General features: G+C 41.4%; 3 protein-coding genes. 1 reads left to right on the top strand and 2 read right to left on the bottom strand.

Annotated features, from left to right (window positions below):
• Window positions 1–146: 146 nt before the first annotated feature.
• Window positions 147–929 carry a C40 family peptidase gene (locus tag DBR11_RS27465; RefSeq protein WP_108555738.1) on the bottom strand — a complete coding sequence of 261 codons (783 nt, stop codon included), beginning with the start codon at window positions 927–929 and terminating at the stop codon, window positions 147–149.
• Between the two features lie 9 nt (window positions 930–938).
• Window positions 939–1,499: a thioredoxin family protein gene (locus tag DBR11_RS27460; RefSeq protein WP_108555737.1), complete on the bottom strand. Its 561-nt coding sequence runs from the start codon at window positions 1,497–1,499 to the stop codon at window positions 939–941.
• 195 nt (window positions 1,500–1,694) lie between these two features.
• On the opposite strand from DBR11_RS27460, the gene DBR11_RS27455 reads away from it, so the two are divergent.
• Entirely contained in the window at window positions 1,695–2,144 is a 450-nt protein-coding gene (locus tag DBR11_RS27455) for a universal stress protein (RefSeq protein WP_108555736.1), read from the top strand.
• Window positions 2,145–2,338 lie beyond the last annotated feature (194 nt).

Here is a 2,338-nt window from a genome sequence, read left to right as displayed (position 1 = left end):
GTGCCCGGATTGTCTGCTCGCCGATAATTTATTTTGTGCATTTGAGCCATTTGCCAGTATACCAGCAAACAGTAAAGAGAGGAGAAGGTGCTTCATGTGCAATTTTTTGTGGATGATGCAACTGTATCGTTAATTTCATAAATTAATTATAAAAATCTTTTAATGATCCGAAGCTGGTGGGTGTATTTATTCAATTCCTTGTTAAAAATACCCTGATCATCAATTGGATCTATCCGTACTTTTCCCGAAGCATGTATAATCTGCTGATTGTCCAGCAAAATACCCACATGCGTAATACGTCCTTCTGAATTGTCAAAAAAAGCGACATCCCCTTTCCTTGCTTCAGGAAGAAAATCGACGGTCACTCCTTCTTCTGCTTGTTGGGAAGCATCTCTTTTTATCCTGATGCCGGCCATTTTAAACACCATCTGTGTAAAACCGGAACAGTCTATTCCAAACCACGTCCGTCCACCCCAGAGATAAGGTGCATTCAGAAAGAAAAGCCCGAATGCGGCCAAATCCCCTTTTAAGACACCATAATTAACCTGCAAAGGTTGAAAGTCCGCTTTGAACTGTAAGTTTCCAAATTTGCAATAGCCGTTGCTGAAACCAGGAAGGCTACTGCCTGCAGCCAGATAATAGGTACTTCCATCTCCAGCGATCAATGTATTTTCCAGAGCCAGCGGGGCAACAAAATCTGAAATAGCATCAGCCTCTTCTTTCGGCGCAATCTCCAGCTGCTTCATATCCACCCAGCCTTCATATTCATCATAAATATTCCGGATCTTACGCCAATTTTCCTTTTGTTCCGTAATTTCAACTCCGTCCCCAAACAAGAGCTGTGATACAATTTCTGACCGGTCGCTGGGCTCAGCCCTAAGCGGCGCAATAGAAACCCGGCATATACCAAACTGCAGTTCTGTTGTCATATAATAGGATTAATGTCCTGTATTGATGGCCTCAAACCTTTTGCTGATTACACCTAATTGCTGCTCCGTTAAACGGGAAGTATGCTTTAATATTTTTGTAAATGCAGCGATTTCCTCTTTTTTAGACGGGCAGCCAATATTTTCACCTATCACCTCCAGTCCTGCATCTTGTGGTCTGATCTGAGAATCAGCCAGAAGTTTTCCATTTTTGTCCAGGATCAGCCAAAAAGGAATGCCTTGCTTATCTCCATGAAATTTAGCCAGTACCTCCTGTGCCCCGGGATTCTCGAGTTTTTTATTTTGAGGAGATTCATTAACTACCAGATGGCAGATCACATACTGATCGTTAAACAAAGATTTACAACTCGCATCATTCATAGCTTCATCCATTTTATGACACCAACCACACCAGGAAGCATGAAAAATAACGAATACATTCTTTTTTTGTTTTGCAGCCTGTTGATAAGCTTCTTTAAGGATAATTTCTGCAGATGCAGCAGGCTCCTGCGCTTTTACCGCAGTTATAAAGAATAAAGCACAAAAGGTCAGCAGGAGATATTTCAGTTTCATCTTTTTTTTGTTCTAAATTAATAATTATATCGCAATAATAGAGGCCGGGAATTCGATTATAAAAAATGATCTGGGATTCAATATTCCATGATTTCGATCATTAGGGCACATTTTTTGATCTTCTATCTTTATATCGCTGTGACGAAGGTCTCAGATAAAATTGTTATTTTTATATAAACCAAAATCTCTATAATTATGAACCTTAAGAAAGTATTAATTGCCGTTGACAACAGTACCTGCTCCGAAAAGGCAGCTAAAACTGGTTATGAGATTGCCAAAACTTTCGGTGCTGAAGTGGCCCTGGTCAACATCATTGAGCCTGTACCGGCCAACATTAATCCCGATCTTTCTATGGCACCTGTATTCCTGGAGACCTACGACAACAGTGATGAAAACAGTCATTTATTGCTTAAGGAGATAGAGAACAAATTCAGCCATGGGATTCCAACGACCTATCTGAGCGTAGTGGACAGCGCCGCACATGGAATTATTCAACAGTCTGATGAATGGGGTTCAGATCTTATTGTAATTGGAACCTACGGCAGAACCGGCCTTTATCATTTTCTGATGGGTAGCGTTGCAGAACATGTAGCCAGAAAGTCGGCCTGTCCGGTACTCATTGTTCCAAATAAAGCCGAAGTATAAGATCGAAGTGTTAAATATATTGCCTGCATTTTGGCTCTATATTGGTTCTGTATGAGTGCGCCGTGAGTGCGCCGTGAGTGCGCCATGAGTGCGCCATGAGAGCGCCTTTCTTTTATAAAAAGGCGCTCTCATGGCGCAGTTACTCCACAGAGAAAGCGTAGTCATACCGAACAAGGATAAACCAGTATTTTAAC

Source organism: Pedobacter sp. HMWF019 (genome assembly GCF_003061025.1).
In the GTDB taxonomy this organism is placed as follows: Bacteria; Bacteroidota; Bacteroidia; order Sphingobacteriales; family Sphingobacteriaceae; genus Pedobacter.
Note: the sequence above shows the minus strand (reverse complement) of the source record. Positions and strands in the feature narration are given on the sequence as shown.

What these genes read in the sequence shown, in the direction of transcription:
- DBR11_RS27460 (WP_108555737.1), bottom strand. Translation starts at nt 1,499, where the DNA reads ATGAAACTGAAATATCTCCTGCTGACCTTTTGTGCTTTATTCTTTATA.
- DBR11_RS27455 (WP_108555736.1), top strand. Translation starts at nt 1,695, where the DNA reads ATGAACCTTAAGAAAGTATTAATTGCCGTTGACAACAGTACCTGCTCC.
- DBR11_RS27465 (WP_108555738.1), bottom strand. Translation starts at nt 929, where the DNA reads ATGACAACAGAACTGCAGTTTGGTATATGCCGGGTTTCTATTGCGCCG.